Here is a 26,864-nt window from a genome sequence, read left to right on the forward strand (position 1 = left end):
CTATTTTATAGAGATATTTAATCAGTTGCTGTAATAATTATAATCACACCTGGCGGTTACTCTTTAATTTAAGAATAGCGTGTAATCTATATCTGTAAGATGTAGAGTCTCCATAGGTTTAACGGTTTCTTCATTAAGGAGTGATTTAAGAAGCACGATTTCATGCTTATCAAACATCATAGTTAGATTTTGTTGAGTAGACGGTATGGGTATTTTACGTTTCATAGGCATGCGATCATGCTTTATCTCCCAATATTCTATCTCTATTTCATTAACATAGGCTCTTAAATTTTTGAACTGTTTTGGATATAATTCAAAATTCAGATTATTAAAGATAAGTTTATAGACCTTACATTCAGTGCAGTATGATAACTGTCCTTGTTTATTTTTGGCAAGTGTTTTTATTTTATTACACATAAGTCTATCGTTTAATAACAGTCTGTGAGCACCTGTCCTTTTTGTTCAAAAACACTTAAAGGTTTACCCAGCTGTTCTGTGGTTATTTTATTAATCGTGGCAAGTACATCATTCATCATGGCTAGCGATCCGCAAATCATGATGGGATTACCTTTAGATAGTAATGTTGCTATTTCTACCTTTTGTTCCCATATTTTGTCTTGTACATATTTTTTATCATTCTCTCTAGAATAAGCTAGCCTCACACTAGATAAGTATGCCAGTTTAAGATATGGCTGGTATAAATTAAAACTAGCTGTACTACGTCCTCCCCAAAATAAATGCTGTTCTATTTTGCGATTTGTTTTCTCGTTGATCATACCTAAAAATGGTGCAATACCTGTACCATTAGAGATCATTAGTACTGAGGAGACTTTTTTAGGTAGATGAAATCTTTCATTTTGCTTTACATAAGCTTCTATTGAATCACCAACGTTTAATTCATTGAGATACGTAGAGCAAGCACCTCGATCGTGTTTTTTAATACTTAATAATATGTAATTATCTATTCTAGCGATAGAATAGGCACGCGGCTTAGTTTCACCTGGCGGCAAAATGTATAATATATCTCCAGACTTATATTTTAATTTTTTATGAGGCTTGATGCGTAATAAAAAGGTATCGTCTTGATTTAATGTAGTGCACTCTAAAACCTTGAATTGGCAATAAGTAGGTTCATTAGAATCGATGTTTTTTAAAGTTATACCGGTTTGCTTTTCATAATTTTCTAACCATTTTTCAATTTCTTTAGAGTCGTTATCATTTATTTTATCTAGTGATAACATGGGTGTAAAACCAGCTCGTTCTTGTAGAGCTGTGTCTACCTCTACAGCATATTTGCAAAAGTGATCATAATCTTTAGAGCCAAATCCTAAGACTGCAAATCGTATAGAATTAGGTTGTTCTATTGCAGTTAATCTTTGTGAAAAATACCTCGCATTAGTAGGTGCATCACCATCGCCATAAGTGGCTGTGAATATGATAATTTGGGTAGCTTTCTCATAGACGCTGTATTCGTTTAGAGAGCTTAGATAAACTTTTTTACCTTGTTGAGATAATTGATTTGATATCGCTTTCGCGAAAGCGAATGTATTACCACTTTCTGATCCTACTAGAATTACTATTTCTGCATCTTCTTTATTTGCTAGAGCTATAGTTTTCACCGATTTTTTGCGTCTTTTTAAGTACATCGCAATACCGGAGAAGATGAAGAATAAAATACTAGCACTAGAGATAAGTAAAATTACAGACCAGATGATGCTACCACTTCCTGTGTGCAATGTCATACTCCACTGTGATAGAATATGTGAAAATGGATGCGGTACCTCACTTATGATCTCACCAGAATATTGATCTACTAAAAGATCACGATCATGTAAGGTAATCTCAAAATAATCCAACTGGTCCTCAGAAAAAGGAAAACTAAGTTGGTCTATTTGCGACATTTTTAAATTTTGAAAAAACGGAATATCGATTAACTCGCCACTAGATAGTTCTATAGAAGGTTCTTTACTCCAGTCATGTTCTATGGAAAAGCTAGGCGTTAGATCAAACTTCTCTGCGCTTAGGTAGACGCCCGTTGCTGCTATAATAAGAATAGGAAATAACAACCACCTACCTAAAATGATATGATAACGCTGGTTAAAATCACGTTCTTTAATCTTTCCATATAATTTAAGAAAACCGCCCTGACGTTGCATTAATAATAAAATACCAGTGAAGGCGATAAAACAAAGAAGTAAAGAGATGATACCTACAAATATGCGCCCTGTACTTTTTAAGAACAAAGATCTATGTAGGTTAGTAGTCCATATATAAATAGCGGCTCTCTCTATTACTGGTCCTAATGCCGCTCCAGTTTCTGGATGTATATAAACATCTTTACTAGTTCCATCTTCTGTAATAACTGACGCTATTACATACGAGTCTGCAGTTACTTTTATGGATAGTACTTCTTCATTAACCTCTTTTAATTGAGTAAGTGTAGTAGCTAGTGAAACCTTTTCTAAATCTACCACATGATAATTTTGTGCAGCATTAGAAATAGGTTCCATAGCGAGTACCACACCAGTAACTGATGCGACTATCAAAAACAAAGAAGAAAATAGCGCGAGTAGTAAGTGACTATATCTCCATAAAGAAAGCGTCATAAAATATAGGTTACTGTGGCATTAATCGTACATAACGTATAAAGCCAGTTCCTTCTTTTTTACCTTTTAAATTTGATGTAGTAAGTTCAAATTGAAGATCTTGAGCATAGTATTCTTGATCTTCTACCGCAGTTTCAAAACGAATGCTGTAACCCTTATCTATTTTATCTTTAGGCAAGTTTATAACACTTACAGTACGCTCTCCACCACTTATGGTAGCACCAGATATAGCATCTATATTGGGACGGTGTTTACCGTAGAATTTCCACCATTGTCCTAGCTCGCTGTACCACTCATTATCTTTACCTTGTACATAGATAGTCTCTTCATATTCTCCTGCAGGATTAAGAAGAGAGATAACTACATAAGCACCTTCTCCTGTATAATTCTTTAACTGGATCATGCATTTATAGCTGGATTTTTCTACTGGTGAGATAAAACTGATTAGTAAAAAAGAGCTTAATATAAAAACTGGAAATACTTTGAAAAGTGTCTTCATTATTTAAGGAAATTTAAAGAGGTGTTATTCTTTTGAAGAATTTCATTTTCCATTGCTAGATCATAAACAGATTCTTCAAAATCTGTAGTAAGTTTTGTGTCTGCGCCTTTATCGATAAGGTATTTAATGACCTTATCATCTTTTGCTTTCATTGCTGCGATGTGTAAGGCAGTTAGACCTTCTTCATTCTTTTTATTAATGTCTATTTTAAGATTTTCTAGCAATTGTATAAGCTTTAAATCATTCTCACCTGCAGCAATATGATATAAAGTATTACCGCCAGATTGCGTTGCAGTCATAGACACTTTTTTACTTTGTAACAATTTCATTTTTGTTGTAAAGTCTTCTACATTTCTAGAATTATAAGAATGAACTAAATAATAAGCCAAGGTATTGCCTTTATTATCTTTTACCTGAGCGTTTGCTTTATGAGCTAATAAAAACTCAACAACTGCTGCTTTATTCCTACTTACCGCCATAGTAAGTGCCGTGTTACCAGCACTATTATGTGCATTTATGTCGGTTACTTTTTTAGATAAAAACTGTACTACCTTTAAGTCATTACTAGATGCAGCATTCATAAAAGGAGAATTTCCGTTATCATCTTTTAGGTTTACATCTACACCGTGGTCTAAGAAATAAGTAAAAAGATCTAGATCTTTGTTTCTATAGGAGATGCTGTGTAACGGATTACGTCCATTATCACCTGTTACGTTTACTTCTATCCCTAGATTTTCTAAAAACGTATATACTTCTTGAGTGTTTTGATAGTTACGCGCACCACTACTAGCCATAAGAATAGCATTACCACCTTTCTTATTAGTTGCTTTAAAGTCTACACCTTTGTCTATAAGTAATTTTAAGAAAGAAAGATTTCCTTTTTTTGCAGCATAATGAAAGATGTTGTTACCATGATTATCTACTGTTTCTAGCTTTAAACCGTATGATAAAAAAGTAGATAGTTCTTTTTCGTTTTCTAAATGTGGTGCAAGAGCTAGTAAGATAGTTGCTCCTTCTTCATTTTTCTCATTTACTATATCAACACCGTGATTTTTAAAAGCGTCATAAATAGCTGGGTCCTTAGTGCCAGCATTTGCAGCAAACATAAGAGGTGTGTTTCCATGACTATCAGGTTGTGTAACAGAAGAGCCTAGCTTTAATAATTGCTTTACGATAGTTACATTACCAGAATAGGCAGCCCAGTGTAAATAATTACGACTGTCATGAGTTTTCTTATTAGGTATATTTCCTTCTATAGATAGAAGGTGTTCTATAACATCATTATTTGCATGACGTATAATTGCACATACCGTTGCGTCAAAACCGTTCTGATTCATCGACACTGGGTCGTTTCCTTTTTCTATTAATGATTTGACCTCATCGAGACTGGGATTTGTTTTCCAGAAATCACCAGAATGGAAAGTATTTTGTTGAGCAATAGCGCAATAACCTATTAGTAAGAATGCCAGTTGTACTAGAATATTTTTCATGGGGTTTTATTTTTTTACAAATGATTCAATAATTGGGTCGATTTGTTCTTTCTCTGTTATGTCATCATCAAAAAGATGCTTGTAAAGAACTTTGTTATCCACTTTTTCTTCTAGAGTTAGGTCTTTATTACGAGCGTATACATTATCCCATTTTGCTCTTACTAGTTCCCACTTTGCTGTGTTTTCTTTCCACCAGTTTGCAGCAGCTTTACAGCGGCTGTCATCCACTTTTACATAAGTGTTATAACCTTTTTCTTTGGCTAGAAGTACATCTTCTTTTCCTTCTTCTCTAATTATCTTATGATTATCCTGGTCGTGTAACCAGCCATACTCTGTAATTTCTTGCCTGTTACCTCTTAGTAAAACATTATAATCACTACGTGTAGTGTATTCTCTTCTTGCCAGTGGCGCTGGAGTAGTGTTTTCCCAATAACTCTTACCATCTACATGCACCCATGTAGAACTTCCTTCATATCTAGGGCTGTCATCTACCTGATATACTTTTTGTGTCCACTGTCCTGCAACATCGCTTTTTGATTTATGCTCATAAACCCATTTGTTGTTTGCATCAAATGTGTATAAATCTTGATTTTCAAACAGCCAGTCCTGTCTCCAGTGTTTGATAATCATAGGCTCTGCAGGGTTACCTACTTGTAATAAGTGCTGTATTTGAATTTTATCCTCTTCATCAGTTACTAACTGTGCCCATTCTAGTGCTTTATCCACTTTAGTTGCAGACGGTTTATAAAGAGAGTCGTTAGAATAATTAAAAGTTTCTGTAAAATTAAAGGTCACTTCATAACAACCACACATGTCTTTAATGGCTGTAAGATCTTTTTGTTTTTTGTCTTGCGCAGTGGCAAATAGGACAGTGAATAGGGTTAGTAATGTAAGATAGCTAGTTTTCATTTTGGATTTTTTGTGAATATTATTCTTTCGCAAAAATACTTATATTAATTCATTCTAAATAATAATAAGCTATATATTTGCGCTTTATTAAGAATGATTCTAAGTAGTGATATGTGTAAATATTTGTTTATAAGTGTATTGAGTTTTCTCGCTTTCGCGAAAGCGGTAGCCCAACAAACTGTAATCGACTCTACAGCAACAGAGAAGCTAGAAGAAATAGTCCTTACAGCAACACGTACAGAGAGACAATTATCTTCTTTACCGTTACCAGTGACTCTTATTTCTAAAAAGAACATTTTACAATCGGGAACCATACGTCTAGATGAAATTCTTAACGAGCAAACAGGTATCATAACCGTGTCTGATGAGAGTGGTTTTGAAGGTGTACAAATACAAGGAATATCTTCAGACTATATCCTTATACTAGTAGATGGTGTGCCGCTAGTAGGGCGCAGCGCAGGTAATTTTGATCTTAGTAGAATTACAGTAGGTAACATCAAACAAATAGAAGTGGTTAAAGGTCCGGCGAGTAGTCTTTATGGTAGTGAAGCGCTAGGTGGAGTGATTAACATTATTACTGAAAAGCTTAAAACTGAAAAATTAAATGGAAATGTTTCTTATAGATTGGGCAGTTTTACACAACAGGATATTAATCTTGACGTAAAAAAACGTTTTGATAAACTGAGAGTAGGCTTTTTTGCAAATCGTTTTTCTAGCGAGGGTTATGACTTGAATTCAGAAACCGTCGGACAAACGGTTAATCCTTTTGAGAATTACACCTTTAATACTCGGCTATATTATGACTTTAATGAAAATCTATCTCTGTTTACCTCTGCTAGATACTATGATCAGACCCAAGATGCTGGATTTACTTTTGAAGATATAGAATATCAAGGCGATAGCAAAGAAAAGGAATGGAATGCGCACGCACGATTAGATCATAAATGGGATGAGAAGCTCTCCACATCTTATGAGTTTTATTATACTAATTATCGTGCAAATGAGCAACTAGAAGATCCTATAGAAGAAGATACTTTTACCGAAAGTGATTTTAATCAGACTTTAATACGTCCTGAAATAAGAGCAAATTATAAGTTAGAATCGGCTGGCAACATAACAGCTGGTGTAGGGTACCAACTAGAATCGCTGGATAGAACATATTTTGACGAGCGTGTAGATTTTAACTCGCAATACGTTTATGGACAGTATGATGTAAATCCTACAGAAAAATTAAATGTTATAGCAGGTGCTAGATTTGATAACCATTCAGAGTACAGTAATCAATTTAGTCCTAAGCTGGCTGCGAGATACCAACTGAGTGAATCTATAGCAGTAAAAGCATCTGTAGGTTATGGATTTAAAGCTCCTGATTTTAGACAGTTGTATTTTGATTTTACAAACTCGGCGGTAGGATATACGGTTTTAGGGTATAATGTTGCGATAGATAAATTAAATGACTTGCAAGCGCAAGGTCAGATTCTAGATGTGGTTGTGCCACTTAGTGAATTAGATGATCCACTGGAGGCAGAAAGTAGTGTAGGTTATAATCTAGGCATGACCTTTAAAAAAGGAAAGTGGAATTCAGAGCTTAATTTTTTCCGTAATGATTTTGAAAATTTAATTGATACTAGAATTATAGCACGTAAGAATAATGGTCAAAATGTCTTTAGTTACGTAAATTTTGATGAGATATATACTACTGGCTTAGAGGTAAATACTAGCTATAAAGTTTCAGAAGCTATTAAATTAAGCGCTGGTTATCAATTACTCTACGCATTTGATAAAACTCAAGAAAAAGCTATTGAAGATGGTAATGTATTTGTGCGCGATGCACAGACTAATCAGACCGTAGCGATTGATCGATCAGAGTATTTCGGTCTTGTTAATCGCTCGAGACACAACGGTAATTTTAAAATCTTTTATGACATTAAGAAGTATAAGGCAAACATTAACCTGCGATTGCTATACCGTAGTAAATATGCCCAATTTGATACCAATGGAAATGGACTCATAGACAGCTATGATACTAGTTTTATAGACGGTTATGTAACTACTAACATTTCTGCAAACAAGACCTTTTTCAATGATTTTAATCTTCAAGTAGGAGCAAATAACCTACTGGATTATAGAGATAACAACATCCCTACACAACCAGGGATTCAAGGATACATAAAACTTAATTATCAATTTTAACTATAAACAATTACCCAAAATGAAAACAGTCAACACACTTAAAACTATTGCTATCGCCATTCTTTTTTTAGGATTTGCATCTTGTAGCAGCGATGATGATGTAGCACCGGCAGCTATAGAATCTAATACGGTTTCTAATTTACCAGCACCACAAACTGGTGGTCAGGGACAAGAAATAGGAGGTGACTTTACCAAATTTGATTTTTCAACAGGATTAGAAACTACTAGTGATACAGAATGGGATATCGCTTTTAGAGGTACTACCATAGCTATCAATGGTGGAGTATCTACCGGTACTGCAGACGAGCCTGAAAGAAATGGGGACGCAGCAGCAGCTATTGCTACAGGAACATTTGCAAGTGTTGTCACAGCAGAAGGGTTGGTTTTTACTCAAGACACCAGTGCGGGCTACGCGATTCCAGCAGGTAGTGATAATGGATGGTATAATTATAACTTCATGACTAACGTAATCTCTGCTATTCCAGGAAAAGTATTAGTTATCAGAACTAGAGATGGTAGGTATGCTAAAGTAGAGATCTTAAGTTATTATGAAAATCAAGACACCACGGCTAGCAGTCGTTTTTACACTTTTAATTATGTGTACAATCCTAACTTAGGAGATACCTCTTTATAGATTTTAGTTTGATTAGTTCTTTAAAAGGCTCTTCTCGTAATGTAGAAGAGTCTTTTAATTATACCTGATCATTTCTATTATTCAAATATCAATTAGCTTCTAATAATTACATTTTTTAAACAATTACAATGGCGTGTATCAGCAGTTTTAAAATTATTAAAGATAGATTTACCGTCTTTTTAGAAGAAAACGGTCATCGTAAAACACCAGAACGATATGCTATTCTAGAACAGATATATAAATCTGAAGAGCACTTAAATGTGGATACACTTTTCTCAAAAATGATAGAGGAGAATTATAGAGTAAGTAGAGCAACTCTTTATAATACTCTAGATATCTTAATAGAATCACGATTAGTACGCAGGCACCAGTTCGGTGATAATGTGGCCTATTATGAAAAATCTTTTTTTGATGGAAAACATGATCATATTATCATGACAGATACCGGTGAGGTATTAGAATTTTCTGACCCTATGGTTCAAGAGATTAAAAAAACCATAGAAGAGGTTTTTGATGTATCGATAGATACTCACTCTTTATATTTCTATGCTACTAAAAATGAGAAATCTGATAATGAGGAGTAACTAAGAGTACATAATTCACTTTATTTTTAAATAGTCTAAATATAAACTTCTTGAAGTCAGGTATTTATATTGTTTCTAAATCTACTTGAGGCTATATTTGGTTAACTTAAAATCGAATATTATGTCTATAAGAATAGGAAACAGCTGTGTGAATTGTGAGAATTTAATGGAGAATGAAAATTGTAAAGTCCACGGTGTTAAGGTAAGTACGAGTTACACTTGCGATAGTTTTGAAATGAAAGCGGCATTAAAAGACGATCCTAATTGTACATCTTGTGCTAGATATGAGGGGCCTACTTGTGCAAATCCACAGAAGGCAGCTCCAGGAATGCTATGTTCTCACTGGGCTCCACAAAATGCGCAAGCATAAAAATAAAATTTAATATTTATAAAACAGCAGCTGGTTCATTCAGTTGCTGTTTTTATTTATTTTCGTTTTTTAAGTTTTTAAGAAGTTTACCAGTTTAGGACGGTAACTAGATAAATTTAAAGAGCATCTAGTCATATTTAAGAGATTATCTTTGCTGTCTCGATGGCTATTCAAATCAACACTTCTCAAATACTTAAACTAGCAATACCGGCTATAATCGCAGGTATAGCAGAGCCTCTCATAAGTATTACCGATCTTGCAATAATCGGTAAGATGGATGGCGATACAACTAATGCACTAGCTGCCATAGGTCTGGTAGGTACATTTTTAAGTGCCATAATCTGGACACTTGCACAAACTAAAACGTCTATCTCTTCTATAGTATCTAATACGCTAGGAGCAAATCAGCTAGAAAAAATTAATGATTTGATACCGCAAGTGGTGTGGGTAAATATCATTCTTGGGATTTTTATTTATTTAGTCACCGCACCTATAGCTAGTTATATATTCACACTTTATAAAGCTCAGGGCGAGGTGCTTTCTATAGCTGCTAGTTATTATCAAATAAGAGCAATAGGTTTCCCCATGACGTTGTGCGCATTTGCAATTTTCGGAATATTTAGAGGGCTTCAAAATACCTCTTGGGCCATGATAGCAAGTCTGTCTGGCGCAGTAGTAAACATAGGTTTAAATCTTATACTGGTTTATGGTATTAAGGGTTTTGTCCCAGCTTATGGTATTATGGGTGCTGCATATGCTAGTCTCGCCGCACAGTTAGTCATGTTGTTAATAGCTATCTTCTTTTTGTATAAAAAGACCATTTTCAGCATGAAGTTAACGCTATGGCAACCTCATGAAAAACTGAAAAAACACATAGGTCTTACTGCAAATTTCTTTTTGCGTACCGTAGCCATTAATGTAGCAATCTACTTTTCTTATCGATTTGCAAATAGTTATGGGGTAGAAGAGGTGGCAACACACGCAGTTCTTATGAATGTATGGTTGTTCTTTTCATTTCTAGTAGATGGTTTTGCAAATGCTGGTAACGCTATAGGAGGTAAGTTATTTGGTTCAAAAGATGCCGATTCTCTCAAATATCTAGCAAATAAAACCACTCTTTATGGTGTTGTTATGGCGGCTATTCTAGCTGTTATTTGCACCATATTATATCCTTATTTAGGAACACGTTTTACAGATGACCCTGAGGTGCTAGAGATTATTGCAAATTCCTTTTGGATCGTGCTACTCATGCAGCCTATAAATGCAGTTGCTTTTGTTTACGATGGTATATTTAAAGGTTGGGGAGAAGCTTCTTACCTGCGCAATCTATTGTGGATTCTTACGGCATTAGTATTTTTACCTGTTTTATTTATTCTAGACTATTTTAATAATAACCTTCATGCCGTATGGTTTGCTTTCTTTGCATGGATGATAGGTCGCGCCGCTGTCTTGTACTTTAAATTTAAAAGTAAGGTGGCTGCGATGGTAATGGAATAGTTTCTTATTTAATGAAATATAGTTGGTGTTAATTCCGCTTTCGCGAAAGCGTACACCACTTAATCCTCATTTAAACTCATTATCTTTGCGCCATAATTATAGCATATGCAAGCGTTATTAATAGAGGACAATACATTCTTAGATATCATAGGGTTTTTAGGTGGCTCAGGACTTTTTTTAGTATTGGGTTTACTTCTCATTATCATAGTGATTTACAATAAATACAAACGTAAAGGATGAGAAAAGTACGTATTACAAAAGAATTTACATTTGAAACTGGTCATGCACTTTATGGTTATGACGGTAAATGTCGCAATGTACACGGCCATAGTTATAAACTAGCTGTGACGGTAATCGGTACACCTATTGCAGAAGAAGGTCATGTTAAACGTGGTATGGTAATCGATTTTGGTGATTTAAAAACGATCGTGAAAGAAGAAATCGTAGATCCATTTGATCACGCTACTGTATTTAATAAAAACACGCCACACGTAGAACTAGCTAAAGAATTTTCTGATCGTGGGATGAGTATTATTTTAGTAGATTATCAACCTACCAGTGAAATGATGATCCTTGATTTTGCTGATAAAATTAAAACGCGTCTTCCAGAAAATCTAGAGTTACATTCTTTAAAATTAAGAGAAACAGAAACGGCATATGCAGAGTGGCATGCCGCAGATCAGTAGGTTTGAATTGAGAATATTAAAACATATAAACCTACTCACACTTGGTATATCTTTGATATTATCTGTAGTTGGTGCTTTATTTATTCTAATGATCATGGTAATAGTAATGCCATTAAATTATCAAGATGTATTGATAACAGAAGGAGCTAATAATTCTAATCTTTTAGATGATTTATTAATATTCTTACCTCTTGTAATAGTGGATATTACATTGATTTGTTTTATCGTTCAGACAGATAGTGCCAAAAAATTACAACAAAGAAACTCTCTTATATTAACCCTAGTGGTATTTACAATCACATATGTCCTTTAAAAATAAAAGAAAGTCTTAGCAACTAATTTGATCAATCCAGTGATTAATCTATACGTTGCAACGATGGTATTAGGCTTTTTTTCTTCTAAGTAATTTGCTTCCATAATACTGTTTTTTAAGGGGATTGCGAATATGTAAATTATTCTCCTAAAACAGCTAAAAAGCAATAATTATTCGATAAAATACAATGTTTGATATATTTTACTATATGTTGAGTATAAAAAAAGCTCCTTAAATCTAATTGATTTAAGGAGCTTTTTATTGATCAGATTTTTATTAACCAATTGATATTTGATCTTGACATTTCACATATTCCAATACCAACTTTAGAATCGGAATAGCTCAGCACAAATTTTGGAGGTTTTGAATTAGTGAACTTTTCAAATACGTTAGTTAAACCTATCCAATGCAGATATAGGTTCTTAACTTCTTGTATTTCCATTAATGCAGATTCCTTCGTTATATTACCTAAATCTAAAGCTCTACTAAATCCGGTAATAATAAGCTGATCTTTTGATCTAATAGATATTTTTACTCCTTGAATTAGTAATACACCACCGGTAGTAGCTAGATTAACGGCAGATGTTATTCTCTTCTTCAAGTTTTTAATTTCTTCTGATGTATAAGTATTTTGTAGTTTTTTATTATAAAATTCAATGATCTTCCCATGTCCTATAACATTTTTACCTTCACAGAATTTAAAAGTATCATCTATATTAAGGTTTCTTAGTATACCATAATAAGTTGCTAAAGCTATTTCTGCAACAACTGTCTCTCCAGGCTCAACAGATTCTTGATTAATGAATTTTTGAGCTCCAGAAGCTAAAAAGCCAGGTATGTTATCAAACTCAATGTGTGGTCTATAACCACTAACAGCGTTTGTTGACCTTCCACCTTGTTCAGATGTCTTATAAGTAAGTAAAGCCTTAAAATCTGTTAGTTTGGTCATAGTAAATTGAGGTTACTTCTTCATTTTAGGTAACATTTTTTCAATACCGTCATTTTCTCCTACAGTTACCTTACTGCTTCCTAGAATAGTTACTTGACCTACGGTAAAATCACTTTCTGTTGCTTCAAAGATGTTATCTACGTATTTCTGTGGGTTGCGATCTATGTATGGAAACCAGGTGCTGTGAATTTGTATCATTACTCTATGTCCTTTTTTAAACGTATGTAAGATGTCTTGTAAAGGGAAATTCACTTTGGTCTTCTTTCCTTCTTTAAAAGGTTCTGGTTTAGAAAAATCATTTCTAAATCTACCTCTGAAGGTTTCTGCACGCACGAGTTGCTGGTAACCTGCTAGAGATATGCCTTTAGGAGTATGCGCACCATTAGGCTCGTCATCTGGATATACGTCTATTACTTTTACTATAAAATCTGCGTCTGTAATATTATTTAAGATCACTTCGAGATTTGCCTCTATCTCTCCAGCAAGTCGCATGTCGTTATCTAACACTTCTGTCTGGAAGGTAAGTACATCTGGTCTTCTAGATGCATGACGCTGGTCGTCTGTCATGTAAGCTCTAGGTGTAAATGTAACTGGTGTAATCTCGCTTCTAAAAGGTACTGGTTTCATAGGGTCACTGGTATAAGTGAATTCCTGTTTTTTATCGCCAGCCTTGTTGATTAATAACTCACCATTATTTCCAAAACCAAAAGAAATTTGTTCTTGTTGTGGTGGCCATTGTGTAAATTGATCCCATTTTTTTGCACCAGTATCAAACATGTATGCTTCTGGTAACTGTGGGTTTTTCTTTCCTTTTAAATGATGCTCAAAGAAAGGAGTTTCAATGTTTTTCTGGTAAAAAGTAGAAATACTATCACCGAAGTGAATGTGATTCACCATTTGCTTACCACGTTCTCTAGCCCAGTTACCATGACTCCATGGTCCCATAACTATCATGTTGTTTTTGTTACTAGGGTTCTTACTTTCTACACTTTTATAAATGTTAAGTGGTCCATAAAGATCCTCTGCATCAAACCATCCACCTACAGTCATTACGGCATGGTTAACATCATCAAAATGATTGATTATAGCACGCTTTTGCCAGAATTCGTCATAATTAGGGTGCTCGGCAACTTGTTTCCAGAAAAAGTTATCTGGAAATATGTTTTCAGTGACATTTTTAAGTGGTCCTATTTTCATGTTGAAATCATAACCATCTTTCATGTTTCCTGCTGCACGTAATTTATCCCATTTATCACTATACCAGCTCTCTGAGGTAGGCTCTGACTGATAACCGAATAATGGGTAAGCCATTAAATAACTTTGCAATGTTGCTCCCATGTGGTGAAAGTCGTCAAAGAAAAAGTCTGCAATAGGTGCTTGTGGTGAAGATGCCGCTAGTGATGGGTGAGCTTCTGGTAATGCAGCTGCAGTGTAATGTCCTGGATAAGAAATACCCCACTGACCTACTTTTTTATTATTGTTAGGTAGGTTATTTACGAGCCAGTCTATAGTATCATAAGTATCACTACTCTCGTCTATATCTTTTTTATTAGTTACATCATTACCAGGTATGTGTGGTCTCATGTTATCATAATCTCCTTCACTCATCCATCTACCTCGTACGTCTTGATATACAAAGATGTAACCTTCTTCCATCATGAATTTGTTAGGCCCTAGAGATGCTTTATACTTGCCTTCTCCATAAGGTCCTACACTATATGGTGTACGTTGCATCATGATGGGATATTCCTTTGAGGTATCCTTAGGTGCGTAGATGACGGTATATAACTTAACACCATCTCTCATAGAGATATGTTGCACCGTTTTTGTGTAATTTTCTTTTACGTAGTTGGATCTAGATTGCGCTTTCGCGAAAGCGAAACTAAAAACAGCTACTACAACGAGAATGTAATTTTTCATGTTTTATATTTATGAGATGCTAAATATAGCAGTTAGGTATAAAAAAAGGCTTTTTGTTAAGAAAGCCTTAATATAATTTATGTGTTTATTTTACCAGATCAATACACGATCTTCTGGTGCGATATACATTCCATCTTCTTCTTTGATATCAAAAGCATCGTAAAAAGCCTGAATGTTTTGAAGTGGTACATAGCCACGGTACATACCTGGCGAGTGTGTGTCACCTTTAATACGCTGCTTTAAAGCTTCATCTCTCATCTTAGTACGCCATACAGTTGCCCAACTCAAAAAGAAACGTTGTTGTTGCGTGTAACCATCGATATCTGCAACTTCTCCTTTATCTTCTAGCCACATGTTAAGACCGTCATAAGCTGCGTTTACACCACCTAAATCTCCTATATTCTCTCCTAGTGTATAAGCACCATTTATGTTTACCCCAGGAAGAACCTCGATAGCACTATACTGTGCAGCAAGCTCACCACCTAATTCTTCAAATTGCTTAATGTCGTCTTCTGTCCACCAGTTTACCATGTTACCGTTAGCTGCAAATTTTGCACCGCTATCATCAAAACCATGAGAGATCTCATGACCTATAACAGCTCCCATACCACCAAAGTTTACAGCAGCGTCTGCCTCATAATTATAGAATGGAGGTTGTAAAATAGCCGCAGGAAAAACGATCTCGTTATAATAAGGATTATAATAAGCATTTACAGTTTGTGGAGACATGAACCATTCTGACTTATCTACCTTTTCACCCAACTTACTCATGTTATCCATGTAATTGTATTCTTGAACAGCTAGCATATTGTCAAATAAAGTACCACCATCTTTAGGGCTTTTTATTTGCATTTCAGAATAGTCTTTCCATGTATCTGGATAACCGATTTTAATGGTCATACCGTTTAACTTTTCGATAGCTTTGGCTTTAGTTTCTGGGCTCATCCATTCTAGTCCATTGATACGTACTTCATAAGCTTTCTTCACGTATTCTATCATTTCCTTTGCCTTAGCTTTTGCAGCAGGAGGAAACTTCTCATCTACATACAGTTGACCTAGTGCTTCTCCTAATGTACCGTTTACAGTAGCTAGTGCACGTTCATTTTGTGCTTTTTGTTCTTTAGCACCACGCATTGTTTTGCTATAGAAATCAAAGTTTGCATCTTCTAAGTCTGTAGAAAGCATGTTAGAAGCGTCGTTAATCATGCTCCACTTCATGTACTTTTTCATGATCTCTAGGTTAGAAGTTTTCCACATAGAGTTCAATGCTTTGATATAATCTGGCTGACTTACAATAAGGTTATCAAAGTCTTTCATTCCAGCTTCTTTGAAGTAAGTTCTCCACTTTATAGCAGGGGCAATTTTCTGAAGACCACTTACTGCCATAGGATTGTAAGTTTTTTTAGGGTCTCTTCTAGTTACCTTATCTAATCTCGGTACTGCCATAGATTTTTCAAAAGCAACTATTTCACTTGCAGTAGCAGTAGCTTTTTCTTGCTCCATACCAGTCATGGCTAGCATTCTAGCGATGTGCATCTCATATTTAGAAAGCTTTTCTTTACTGTCTGCATCTTCTCCTACATAATACTCACGGGCCATACCTAGAGAACCATTACCTAGTTGAGCTACATTCATATCAGTATCCATAGCATCTGCTCCTACACCTACAGAGAAAAATGCATTCAGTCCTTTTTTACCTAATTCTGCTTTTACAGTAAGTAACTCTTCTAATGATTTAATACCTTCTATTTTTTCTAAATAAGGTACTATAGGCTGGTAACCTGCTTTATTACGAGAGTCATTATCCATAATACTCTGAAAAACATAAACCGCCTTTGCCTGGTCAGATGTAGGATCTAAATCCTTGTTATTCATTGCTCTATCTAGTATAGCAAGCACGTCTGCATCTGTGTCTTTTCTCAATTTATTAAAACCACCCCATACGGTCTGGTCTGCTGGGATTTCTGTAGAATCTATCCATACACCGTTTACAAAACGATAAAAATCATCTTTAGGAGATACGTTTTTATCCATGTAACCTAACTCTAGGCCAGGTTGTTCTTTTGCTTCGACGGCAGTAGTTGTAGGCGTGTCTTTACACGATACCATGGTTACCATAGCTGTTGCAGCTATTAGTAAAGAGGATTTAATTTTCATTTTTTTAAGTTTAGTTATTTTAATTCCTTGGAATGAAATTAGTAAAGCAAAATATCAAAATTATTTCTTCTATTTGTTAAGTATTTGGTAATGGATTAAGATGGTTGTTGTTCTCGCTTTCGCGAAAGCGGAAACAAAAAAAAGACTCTTCTATGTAGAAAAGTCTTTTTAAATGGAAGTGATGTAATTCTTTATTTTACCATGAGTTTTTTAGTTACTGTACCTGATGTGGTGGTTATTTTAATAAAGTACATACCTATCGCAACACCTGATAAATCTACATCATGAGATGTACCAGTATTGTTTTTACGAGAGGTTATTCTTTTACCACTTACATCGTATACATCATAATCAAAATCTTGTGCATCATTCCAGCTGATGTTGAACATGCCTGAAGACGGATTAGGATATATGGAGAACATGTCTTCTATAGATGTAGTGTCGTTACTCAAAATCCCATTGATTACAAAATTATCAACTACTGCACCTTCACCAGTTACTGACTGGTCTGTTCTAAGGACATATCTAAATACTACTTGAGGAAAACGGCGTAAGAAGTTAAGCGATATGTCATAATTATTTAAGGTCGCTGAGGTGCCAGTCCATTGTGCACCTATACAGTTGAAACAGTCATTTCTATTAGGTAATCTACTAGAGTTATACCAGTTAGGGTCGGTTGGGCTACCTAGAGTATTCCAGTTATTACCACCATCTGTAGAGTATTCCATATAAAGTAAATCCCAATTATTTTCTAGATCGTATGCCATGTCAAAGGATAACACAGGATTTTGAATACCAGTTAGATCATAACATCCAGAATATAAATAACTAGTAGAATTGTTACCATATTGCCCAGAAAGATTAGTTCCATAAACATTTGAGGATCCAGCTGTTGTACTACCTAAAACTGGACCACTTGCGGTACCACGTTCCCATAAGGAAGAAGTACTACCAGAATTAGAAACTAGAAATTCTCTATTTTCAAACTGATGAAGGTCGTTTATTACACCACTAGAGTTACTTAAAATCTCAATAGATTGATTATTGTTATTGATAAAAAAGTCGTTAGGTGTATTTATAGTAATATTAATAGCATGCGTGCCTGGACTTAGGTTAATACCTGATAAGGCTATAGAAGTTTGTCCTTGAGGAGCAATAGAAACCGTCATTTGTTGTGTAACAGTAGTCCCACGATCTATTATATAACTTATGTCTATGGAGTTAATATCATTGAGACCTGTGTTTTTTACAACCACCATAAGGTCATCTATACCACAAGAAATGTCACCTCCATTATTTTGAATTTCTACTAGCTGTATGTCAGAATTAGGTGCCGCTTGTTGTACTGAAGACTGCCATATACCTCTACCATAGGTAGCTGCTGTAAGCGTGTTGTCATTAATATTAACCTCTAGATCTCTTATGTTTACGTTAGGTAGGTTATTTGAATACAGCTCCCAAGAGTCTAAGGATTCATCATATTTATAAACACCTACTGTAGTACCTACATATAAAGGCTCATCTATACTTGACCCTTGATGTGCTAGTGTGTTTTTACCTAGATTAGGAAGGTTACCAGTAATATCTATAAAATTACGACCTTGATTATTGCTTTTAAATACACCACCGTTAGAAAAACTAGTGGCTACATATATTATAGAGCCGTCGTTAGCATTTACCTCTATAGCAGTAATATTATTATTAAAACTAGATACTAACGTAAAACTAACACCTGCATTAGTACTCAAATATAGATTTTGATCTATGCCTATAAGAATGTTGTTATCATTATTAGGATCTATCTCTAACACATCAATATTGTTACCGAATGATGGAGAAACTGCAGTAAAAGCTCCACCTGATACTTTGTATAAACTAGTATAGCCAGCATAAATAGTTCCTCTACTATCTGTTTTTAAAGGAGTAATCCAGTTACCTTGTTCTGGGCCGTTTACACTACTTGTTAGACTTGCACCGCCGTTAGTAGAAATGTATAAACCACCACCACGTTGTGTAAAACCATATCGTATTTGAGGGTTGTTAGGATCTATACCTGCCTCCATACCGTCTGCGCCATAATAATTAGTCCACGCATTTGAGCTTCTAGTAAAACCACCATTATCTTGTAATCCACCAGCGATGTCAGCACTAGATTGATTACCTACTGCAACTCTATAAAACTGTCCTATTTGAGCACCAGAAGTTAAATCACTAAAGCTACCGCCATCATTTGTACTTCTATAAATACCTCCATCAGATAGTACAAATAACTCATTGTTAAATTGTCTTATCTGGTGTATGTCTGCGTGGGTGTAACTTGCCTGGGCGCTATTGTTCCAGCTATTTACTTTAGAAAAGGAAGAACCTCCTGAGGTAGATTTCCATACATTTAAACATCCTGTGTAAATAGTTTCTGCATTAGTAGGAGAAACTTCTAGTGCTAGATCGTACCATCCTTGACTGTTTTCTAAGATATCTATATTGCTTGTATCTCTTCTAGTAAATGTGTTACCACTATTACCAGATCTGTAGACGCCTACCAAGTTTGCATTATTGTCTATAATGAGTAGGTATACATAATTAGGATTTGCTGGTGTAACACCTATAACAGATCTACCTTGATTAAAAGGAAGTCCAGAGGTTATCTGTGTCCAGGTATCACCACCGTTTGTAGATTTATAAAATGAACTTGTTGTAGAAAGGTAAATAGTATCCGGACTACCAGGTTTAAGTTTGATATCCTTTACATTTTCATTTAAGGTTCTAGTAAAATTTGTTCCAGCATCTGTAGATTTATAAAATCCATTACTAGAAGAGACGTAAATAGTGTTACTGTTAGTAGGGTCTATATAAACCTCGCTTATATTACCACCTCTAGTAAATACTAAATCTGTTGGGTTAAAAGTAGCACCTGCATCTGTAGATTTGATAAGTCCTATACTTTCTGTATCACCACCATCATCATCTCCAGTTCCTACATAAACTATATTAGAATTGTTAGGATCTATGGCAATTGCACTGGCACCTATTTCAGTTAAAAAGTCTGTAATAGGATTCCAAGTAGCCCCAGCATCTATAGATTTCCAAGCACCACCACCAGGTGCACCTAGATAATAAACATCAGGATTATTAGGATCTACAGCAACGGTATTTACACGACCCTGACCAGGTGACCATGAGCCAGCTTCTGTATAAGTAAATGGACCAGCAGGTACCCAATTTGAATTATCTACTAGACTATTTTTAAGTACATTACTGTTGATCTCGTTCTGTAAATCTATAGGTGTTTGTAGCGTTCCATCTGCTTTTACAAAAGCTTCAGATTTATTTACCCAACGCATGAAGGGTTTATAACCGCTACCTTTTGCATCTTTATCATGTATGGACCAGTAAGCATCTCCTGCAGCTTTTATTTCTTGATACGTAGGTTGTGATCCATTTTTACGCAATATTAGATCTTGCATCCATGGAGCATCTGTTCCTAATTGAGCAGCAGTAAATGATCCAATAGTAAGCACTAAAAAGGCAATGAAATATTTCATAGGGGTAACATTATAGATAATGCAATATAATGCTCGAATATCACGATTTCATAACCTTTTGGGTCAAAACCCTTAAATTATAAAGTTTTATAGTCTTTTATGGTCATTATAGTCAACAAAACATGTTTTTTATCGATGTCACCAATAGAAACAGAGTACTATTTTAGTACTGTTGTACAAGGTTAATTGTGAGTTTAGTACGAGAAGCATCGTCGGTTAGTCCTGGATTACGAGCATAAAGTGACGTGTTCAAGCCAAAATAAGTAAAACCGCCTACTGCTGGATTTACGTTAGACCAATCCCATAACCTACCTATAACATTAAAATTATAACTCTGGCCTGCAATAAGTTCTACATCTTTATGAAATACAGCCTGTCTAGATAAAGCAAAGAAGTTTATAGATCCATTGCCTCCAGTAGCTGTATCGTCTACAAATTTTGAAAACGTAGGAATAAGCTTTTCGGCAATGGTCGTACCGTCTATATCTAGACGTATAGAAGCTGTTGCAACATTTTCATCAAATTGATTTGTATTTCGAACTTGGGCAGCGCCAAAATAAGAAGTGACAGAAACTCTATATATACCTGTAGAAGGAACAATGATATTCTGGTCTAGTCCGTTAATGGGTATATCTCCTAGTGTATTAACCACATTTTGTGAAGTTTGGGTAAACTGTCTGCTCCATCCTTGTGTAAATATGCGAGTCCATTTATTGCCATCCCAATAGTAAAGGCCTGGAGTTACTGATGTATCATTACCGTTTATTGTTACGGTACTGGTATTATATATCATAAGCCCTATAGCTGGATTTGTTATAGTGACTTGGTCTATTGTAGAAGTTAAATTAATGCGTGGAATTAAAACCCCTTTATCATTGCTTTCCACCTGAAAAATAGCTCCTGCATCTAACGTGGACGTAGCTATGCCTACTTGTGCCTTAGATGTAAATGAGAATAAAATAATAAGAACACAAGAGTATATATAACTTGATTTCATAATTTAATTTTTTGAGATGATTACTTTTGTTCTACTAAAGAAATGGTTAGCTCTCCATACTGACCTTCACTAACTCCATTTGAACCTTCATAATTACTTGTGTCTTTTCCAAAATAACTCACATTTGTATTGTGACATAACCACTGACTGCCGGCCACTAAAAATTGATAACTAGTATTTGCCTCCAGATCAATATTATGAATTAATGTAAATTGATTACCTAGATTATTGAATTCTCCAGGTGCTTGAGGAATAAATTTAGATTCTGACATGGAATATGCCATTTCTAAAAAAGTACGGCTATTATCATCTTCTACTTGGTAGAGTCTAAAATCTCCTTGACAGGCCGCGTCAGAATTATTTATAGGATCACCTGCTGTATAATAACAAGTAACACTAATTTGATAGGTTCCTTTAAATGGTACTGTAAATCTTCCAGTATCGAGACCAGGAACAGGTAGCGCTTGTGAACTTACTAAGCCCATAAGCTCTGCTGTTTGTTTAAATTCTAGAGTAAATCCATTATTAAAAATACGTTTCCATCTAATACCATTAAAATAATAATATCCAGGAGAAACACTGTTTGAACTAGGTGTACTAGAGGTCGCAGTATTAAAAACAAAAAGTCCAGCTGCTGGATTAGTTATTGGGGTGACAACATTATCTGAGGCGACTAATGCTACTCGAGGTATAAGAATACCCTTATCAGTTGAGGTAACTTCTAATACAGCACTAGGATCTACACTATTTGTATTTACTCCTACTTGAGCATTTAAGTAGGTACCATTTATAAGGATAGAGATAAGACAGGAGATAATAAGTAATAGTTTATTCATAACTTTAAAATTGTTCAATTAAGGTAATTATTAAAGAGCCTCTGAATGCTTCATTCTGTTGATTGGATCTTGTAAATCCATCAGAATCTCTACCAAAATAACCTGTTGTAGATGTGTTGTGAGCATTCCATTCTCTACCTTTTGCAGTGAATCGATAACTATCAGAAGTATTTGCTTCAAAATTAAAAGTGTACGAGACTTGTTGCCCTAAAGTGTCAAAACGAGTATTGTTTCCTAAATCAAGTGATACAGCAGAAACAAAACGTTCCTTAACTATAGTAGGTGTTCCATTTACTTCCATTTCTAATGCAAGTGAGCCTATAGAAACTCCATCTCCATTACCAGTTTGTGGACCTGCAGAATAATATCCATTACCTGAAATCTTATAAATGCCTGCATAAGGAAATGTAATAGTTCCTGTATCTAGACCTGGTAATGCAATAAAAGTGTTCGGATTATTGTCGGTAAGAACCTCGGCAGTTTGTTTAAATTCTAGACGGTAGCCCTCGTCGTGTAATCGAGCCCATTTTGTGCCTTCATAGTAATAAAAACCTGGAGAGACTCTATTTAGACCGTTGATGGTAGTAGCAGTATTGTAAATTAATAAGCCAGTTGCGGGCTTAGTTTCACCTACTTTGAGAGTAATAGTACTAAGATCTTGAGAGCCAGTGAGAGAAATCCTAGGAATAAGGACTCCTTTATTTAAAGAGGTAATATCTAGTATAGAACTTTCGTCAGGGGTATTTGTGTTGATACCCACTTGAGCATGGAGTGTGGAAATAGAAGTATATGAAATAAACAGAAATAATATAAAATAGATACGCTGCATAAAGTTATGTTTTAGATTCATGTCTGTGACATAATCTTATTTTTCTTCATGACAAGTAGGTTTTTATTAGGTTAATAATATAGACCACCTTAATCATGGCAATTCAAATTGCTGTTAGCGCAATGTAATTACCATGTATCACGATTTCATAACTAAACATTCAAAACACATGACATAAGTATCACGTATAATGAATGTTCAAATGCAATATTTATTTTTTATTCATCTATTAATATCCAGTCTGCTTACCTTTTTTATCTCTAGATAAGCCTTCTTGCATCCATGTAGGTTCTGTAACACCTTTAAGATAATGATCAAAGAACTGCATCATTCTAACAGACAGATCCCTTTTGTTTTTCATCTTACGTAGATTGTGAGCCTCGTTATTATAAACTAGTAACCATGACGGTTTTCCTAATCTGCGCATACCCATAAACATTTCTATACCTTGATAATACGGTACAGCACCATCTGCATCATTGTGCATCATTAATAAAGGAGTCTCTATTTTAGGGATTTGAAATAATGGAGAGTTTTCTATATAGAGGTCTAATCCGTCCCAAAGGTTTTTTCCTATTCTGGTTTGTGTTTTTTCATATTGAAATGCTCTACTTAAACCGCTGCCCCATCGTATACCTCCATAAGCACTAGTCATATTTGATACAGGTGCGCCAGCCATGGCTGCAGCATATTTGTTAGTTCTAGTAACTAGATATGCCGTTTGATAACCACCCCAGCTTTGCCCTTGTAAAGCCATTTTGTTAGAATCTACATAGCCTAATTTTTCTACAGCTTCAGTTCCAGAAATGATACAATTATATGCACTTTGCCCTGGGTGTCCATCTTTGTAAACTATGTCTGGCACAAAAACTATATAATCATTACTAGTGAGGTAAGAAAAATTAACGGTGCTTGCACTAGGTAATGGAGATTTATAATCGTGCAATCTTTCAGAATATTTCTCGTAGAAATAAACGATCATAGGATATTTCTTCTTTGGGTCAAAATCTTCTGGCTTATAGATCAACCCTTCTAACGGCACGCCATTATATGCATTCCATTCAAATAATTCTACGGTTCCCCATTTAAAGTCCTTCTGTTGCGGATTTATATCTGTGAGTGTTTTTTTAACTTGAGTATTTACGTATTCCACATCTGGATAATCTGTAAAATTACCAGATCTTATTAATAAGGTGTTTGAGTTTTCCGCTTTCGCGAAAGCGGTAACATTACGATCACTTACCTCATAAAGAGGCTCGATACCATTTGCACCTAGTGTCATTATAGAATTTGCTTTTGTGCGATGGTCAAAGGCAGCAAGGATCAATTGATCATTTAAGTAAGTCGCCTGGTCGCGATGTTCTCTGTCTAGGTTTTCTGTTCGGTAAGTAATTTTATTTTGACGACCTGTTTTAGTTAGGTTTTCTGGTGGTAAAACACCATTTACATCGAGTCTCCATACGTCATATTTATCATATACTAGTGCAAAACCGTCTTTATCAAAACCTCCAAAGCCATGAGCATTTGCTAGTGCAGGGTGGTCATCATCTTCATTTGCAAAGCTTACTTCTAGAAACTTAGTGAGGTTTTTACCTATTTGCGTTTCTAGATTCATCATGTGCCAGTCTTGCGTGTCAAAATTAAAGTAGATGACATGCGTGTTTTCTGGGTTTCTAATAGGATAACTACCAGAGTTATTGATGATAAATTTTTTACTACGTGTTTTTAAATTCTCTACGAGGTAGTCAGATCTCCAGGGGTATTCCCAAGATCTAGATACATCATATTTATCATTATTTGCATAAATAATATAGTTTCCATCTAGGTCATTATCCCAGTCTGTATCACTCATTTCATAATCATTAAGAAACTGAATAGATCCTTTTTCAGTATCCCATACCACCGTTGCAGATTTGTTTTCTAAACTAGAAAAACGTGTTTTTTGCTCTGGTTGTGTCATGCGGTCCTTATAATTCCATACATCTACCTGTGCGATCTCTTCTTCCATGAGAGTGGTGTCTATGGTATATTCTATTTTAGGTTGAACATAAAATAAAAGACGTTTTCCACTTTCTGAGAATACAGCTTTTCTTTTTTCAGTTAATTTCCAGCCTTTTTTAATGTTACCGTCACCATATCCTAACTGCCTAGTATAAGATTTAAAGTCTTTATGATAATATAATTCGAACTTTAAAGAGTCTGTAGAGGCGCTATCTAGTGCAACTTTATAAGCCAGTTGCTTTCCATATTTATCTATAGCGAGATCTTTATATCTCCATGCATTTTCTATAAGTGGTGTAGATGTTCTAGTAGAGAGGTTATAGTAATAAACTCCATGGTCTTTTTTCTTTTTGCCTTGTTCTCGTGAATAGATAAAACCAGTACCTTCTCTCGGCATTTCATAATCTTTAAAACTGTCGATACTATCTTTTGCTTTAGAAAAAGGCTGGTAGACGATTAGATAATCCTCTTTAGTAAAGTCTATTTTTTCCTCCTTAGGTTCTTCTTTTTTAAGTTCCTTAAGCCTTTTTGATAATTCTTCTTGTTCTTTTTTTAAGCGGCGTCTTTTCTCTCTTTTAGTTTCTTTTAAAGGTGCTTTTTCTTCTTTTACTGCGACTGTGTCCTTTTTCTTTTTTGGTTTGAGATCTTTAAATTTCTCTAAAATTAAAAAGTCATTACGTTTATCACTAGCTTCATAACTTTTCACCCTTTGTATAGAGTCTACTATAGTTCCTGCAGCAACGTCATAAACCATAAAGGTGTTTTTTGATTGCTCATTTTTACTAACTTCTTTTTTCTTTTCTTTTCTCAGTTTTTGGTATGCTGGTTTTTGAAGGAAATAAATAAATTTTTCATCGGCACTTATTTGTGGGGCTATACCGTTAAAAAAAGTATGCTTCGTGTTTTTTGCGATGTTGTGTATTTCTAGATAACCATCACCAGCTCCTGTTGCAGTAACAACACTTATAGCAACGAGATTACCGTTAGGCGAGATTTCAGTTTTAGAAGCGCGTTTCCACAGGTCATAATCGGCATGAGTAAGGGCTTTTTTTTGAGCTATTGCAGTAATAGAAATAATAAAAGCTAGTAGTAGGAGTAGGTTTTTCATAATAAGAGACTAGTAATAGTAAAGAAGAGTAAGTGTTTTATTGAGCGCGCAGTTTTTTCATATACTCTGCATCCCATTCTTTTTTTAGTTGAGTAAGTGAGGATACATTTTCATTAGGCACAGCGATAGATAGTACGTAGTGAGCGATTTTCCACTTACCATCTTCCATTTTCATAACACCGCTACCACGGCATATTCCCATTTGAGTGTCGAGTAATTCGTCAAAGTAAACGATACTGTTTTGTGAGTATACATGACGTTCTAATGTTGTAAAGGACCAGGCTTTTCCTTTGTCAAAAAAAGGTTTTGAAAATGCCTTGAACTCTGCAATTTGCCAATTTTCTGTCGCATCAGTTCCTATAAAAACGCCATCTGCCGTCATCAGGTCAAAATACTTTTTAAAATCAGCTTGTGCAGCTGCCTCATGCCAGGCATCTATAGATGGCTCTACGACATTAGGATTAATGGCTTTTTGAGTTGCGCAACTAGAGATTAAAATAACGGATAGAAGTAATAGAAACTGTTTCATAGGTAGTAAAGATAAAGATAGAATCGTTATTCTTAATGCGAACTGTCTAGAATCCCTAAATTTGAATAAATAATATTATGGATCTTCAAGAAGCGTTCTTATTCGGCTCATTAATCAGTATACTGTCGTTCTATTTTATACTCGGTATTTGCTTTTTAATATTTAAATTCTTGCTGAAAATGAATAATGCAAAAGCATTACTGTTTACACTAATT

At 35.0% G+C, this 26,864-nt stretch carries 21 protein-coding genes; 7 read left to right on the forward strand and 14 right to left on the reverse strand.

The window, feature by feature from the left end; all coding sequences use genetic code 11:
- Positions 1 to 63: 63 nt before the first annotated feature.
- Genes ABJF08_RS01085 through ABJF08_RS01105 form a run of 5 tightly spaced genes read right to left on the reverse strand, consistent with a single transcriptional unit; the run spans position 64 to position 5,504 of the window.
- Positions 64 to 417 carry a DUF6686 family protein gene (locus ABJF08_RS01085; RefSeq protein ID WP_348114202.1) on the reverse strand — a complete coding sequence of 118 codons (354 nt, stop codon included), beginning with the start codon at positions 415 to 417 and terminating at the stop codon, positions 64 to 66.
- An 11-nt stretch (positions 418 to 428) separates the two neighbouring features.
- Positions 429 to 2,606: a PepSY domain-containing protein gene (locus ABJF08_RS01090; RefSeq protein ID WP_348114203.1), complete on the reverse strand. Its 2,178-nt coding sequence runs from the start codon at positions 2,604 to 2,606 to the stop codon at positions 429 to 431.
- Between the two features lie 10 nt (positions 2,607 to 2,616).
- The gene (locus ABJF08_RS01095; protein WP_348114204.1) at positions 2,617 to 3,105 is read right to left on the reverse strand and encodes a DUF2271 domain-containing protein; all 489 of its coding nucleotides are present in this window, start codon (positions 3,103 to 3,105) and stop codon (positions 2,617 to 2,619) included.
- Positions 3,105 to 4,595 (reverse strand): ankyrin repeat domain-containing protein, encoded by a 1,491-nt coding sequence (locus ABJF08_RS01100; protein ID WP_348114205.1) that lies wholly within the window; start codon positions 4,593 to 4,595, stop codon positions 3,105 to 3,107. Before ABJF08_RS01100 ends, ABJF08_RS01095 begins: the two co-directional genes overlap by 1 nt.
- A 6-nt stretch (positions 4,596 to 4,601) precedes the next feature.
- Positions 4,602 to 5,504 (reverse strand): DUF6607 family protein, encoded by a 903-nt coding sequence (locus tag ABJF08_RS01105; RefSeq protein WP_348114206.1) that lies wholly within the window; start codon positions 5,502 to 5,504, stop codon positions 4,602 to 4,604.
- A 111-nt stretch (positions 5,505 to 5,615) separates the two neighbouring features.
- Between ABJF08_RS01105 and ABJF08_RS01110 the strand changes: the two genes are divergently transcribed.
- The 7 genes from ABJF08_RS01110 (at position 5,616) to ABJF08_RS01140 (ending at position 11,781) form a co-directional block, all read left to right on the forward strand.
- A complete protein-coding gene (locus tag ABJF08_RS01110) occupies positions 5,616 to 7,697 on the forward strand; it encodes a TonB-dependent receptor (protein ID WP_348114207.1) in 2,082 nt (693 codons plus the stop codon).
- Positions 7,698 to 7,716: 19 nt separating this feature from the next.
- Complete coding sequence (locus ABJF08_RS01115) at positions 7,717 to 8,331, forward strand: HmuY family protein (RefSeq protein WP_348114208.1); 615 nt, start codon at positions 7,717 to 7,719, stop codon at positions 8,329 to 8,331.
- Positions 8,332 to 8,459: 128 nt separating this feature from the next.
- The gene (locus ABJF08_RS01120; protein ID WP_348114209.1) at positions 8,460 to 8,915 is read left to right on the forward strand and encodes a transcriptional repressor; all 456 of its coding nucleotides are present in this window, start codon (positions 8,460 to 8,462) and stop codon (positions 8,913 to 8,915) included.
- 121 nt (positions 8,916 to 9,036) lie between these two features.
- Positions 9,037 to 9,285, forward strand: coding sequence for a hypothetical protein (locus ABJF08_RS01125; RefSeq protein WP_348114210.1), 249 nt, complete (start codon positions 9,037 to 9,039; stop codon positions 9,283 to 9,285).
- Between the two features lie 162 nt (positions 9,286 to 9,447).
- On the forward strand, positions 9,448 to 10,782 hold the full coding sequence (locus ABJF08_RS01130; protein WP_348114211.1) for an MATE family efflux transporter: 1,335 nt from the start codon (positions 9,448 to 9,450) through the stop codon (positions 10,780 to 10,782).
- Positions 10,783 to 11,018: 236 nt separating this feature from the next.
- Complete coding sequence (locus ABJF08_RS01135; RefSeq protein ID WP_348114212.1) at positions 11,019 to 11,468, forward strand: 6-carboxytetrahydropterin synthase; 450 nt, start codon at positions 11,019 to 11,021, stop codon at positions 11,466 to 11,468.
- A complete protein-coding gene (locus ABJF08_RS01140; RefSeq protein WP_348114213.1) occupies positions 11,452 to 11,781 on the forward strand; it encodes a hypothetical protein in 330 nt (109 codons plus the stop codon). The genes ABJF08_RS01135 and ABJF08_RS01140 overlap by 17 nt, the downstream gene beginning before the upstream one ends.
- 265 nt (positions 11,782 to 12,046) lie before the next feature.
- Here ABJF08_RS01140 and ABJF08_RS01145 read toward each other — a convergent pair whose 3' ends face one another.
- The 9 genes from ABJF08_RS01145 to ABJF08_RS01185 all read right to left on the reverse strand — a co-directional run bounded on the left by ABJF08_RS01145 (position 12,047) and on the right by ABJF08_RS01185 (position 26,649).
- Positions 12,047 to 12,730 (reverse strand): hypothetical protein, encoded by a 684-nt coding sequence (locus tag ABJF08_RS01145; protein WP_348114214.1) that lies wholly within the window; start codon positions 12,728 to 12,730, stop codon positions 12,047 to 12,049.
- A gap of 12 nt (positions 12,731 to 12,742) precedes the next feature.
- Positions 12,743 to 14,650 (reverse strand): CocE/NonD family hydrolase, encoded by a 1,908-nt coding sequence (locus ABJF08_RS01150; RefSeq protein WP_348114215.1) that lies wholly within the window; start codon positions 14,648 to 14,650, stop codon positions 12,743 to 12,745.
- 90 nt (positions 14,651 to 14,740) lie between these two features.
- Positions 14,741 to 16,807 (reverse strand): M13 family metallopeptidase, encoded by a 2,067-nt coding sequence (locus ABJF08_RS01155; RefSeq protein ID WP_348114216.1) that lies wholly within the window; start codon positions 16,805 to 16,807, stop codon positions 14,741 to 14,743.
- Between the two features lie 191 nt (positions 16,808 to 16,998).
- Positions 16,999 to 20,349 carry a T9SS type A sorting domain-containing protein gene (locus ABJF08_RS01160; protein WP_348114217.1) on the reverse strand — a complete coding sequence of 1,117 codons (3,351 nt, stop codon included), beginning with the start codon at positions 20,347 to 20,349 and terminating at the stop codon, positions 16,999 to 17,001.
- A 163-nt stretch (positions 20,350 to 20,512) separates the two neighbouring features.
- Positions 20,513 to 21,346 (reverse strand): hypothetical protein, encoded by an 834-nt coding sequence (locus ABJF08_RS01165; RefSeq protein ID WP_348114218.1) that lies wholly within the window; start codon positions 21,344 to 21,346, stop codon positions 20,513 to 20,515.
- Between the two features lie 20 nt (positions 21,347 to 21,366).
- Entirely contained in the window at positions 21,367 to 22,182 is an 816-nt protein-coding gene (locus tag ABJF08_RS01170) for a hypothetical protein (RefSeq protein ID WP_348114219.1), read from the reverse strand.
- A 4-nt stretch (positions 22,183 to 22,186) separates the two neighbouring features.
- On the reverse strand, positions 22,187 to 23,011 hold the full coding sequence (locus tag ABJF08_RS01175; protein WP_348114220.1) for a hypothetical protein: 825 nt from the start codon (positions 23,009 to 23,011) through the stop codon (positions 22,187 to 22,189).
- A 229-nt stretch (positions 23,012 to 23,240) separates the two neighbouring features.
- The gene (locus ABJF08_RS01180; protein WP_348114221.1) at positions 23,241 to 26,120 is read right to left on the reverse strand and encodes a prolyl oligopeptidase family serine peptidase; all 2,880 of its coding nucleotides are present in this window, start codon (positions 26,118 to 26,120) and stop codon (positions 23,241 to 23,243) included.
- Between the two features lie 37 nt (positions 26,121 to 26,157).
- Positions 26,158 to 26,649, reverse strand: a complete 492-nt coding sequence (locus ABJF08_RS01185; RefSeq protein WP_348114222.1) for a nuclear transport factor 2 family protein — start codon at positions 26,647 to 26,649, stop codon at positions 26,158 to 26,160.
- Positions 26,650 to 26,864: the final 215 nt, after the last annotated feature.

The sequence above is a fragment of the Nonlabens sp. genome, from assembly GCF_039941875.1.
Taxonomy (GTDB): domain Bacteria; phylum Bacteroidota; class Bacteroidia; order Flavobacteriales; family Flavobacteriaceae; genus Nonlabens.